Source organism: Candidatus Protochlamydia sp. R18, from assembly GCF_000648255.1.
In the GTDB taxonomy this organism is placed as follows: domain Bacteria; phylum Chlamydiota; class Chlamydiia; order Chlamydiales; family Parachlamydiaceae; genus Protochlamydia; species Protochlamydia amoebophila.
Genome location: NZ_BASL01000133.1, coordinates 1 through 325, shown reverse-complemented (window position 1 = coordinate 325; position 325 = coordinate 1). Strand labels below are relative to the sequence as shown.

Here is a 325-nt window from a genome sequence, read left to right as displayed (position 1 = left end):
GCTAATCCAGCGTCAGTAAGATTTCTGCAACGGCTTAGGTCTAAATGCTGTAAAGCCACTAAAGGTGTCAAATGCTCTAATCCAGCATCCGTGAGTTTTTTGCACGAACTCAGATCTAAGTGCTGTAAAGCCACTAAAGGTGTCAAATGCGTCAATCCAGCGTCAGTAAGATTTCTGCAACAGCTTAATTCTAAATGCTGTAAAGCCACCAAAGATGCCAAATGCGCTAATCCTGCATCCGTTAGCTTTTCGCACTCACTTAGCTCCAAATGCTGTAAAGCCACCAAAGGTGCCAAATGGGCTAATCCTGCATCCGTAAAATGGT

The 325-nt window shown here is 44.0% G+C and carries 1 pseudogene; it reads right to left on the bottom strand.

What is annotated here, in order from left to right:
- Window positions 1–325: pseudogene (locus tag TY19_RS00060) on the bottom strand (hypothetical protein); the annotation flags it as partial.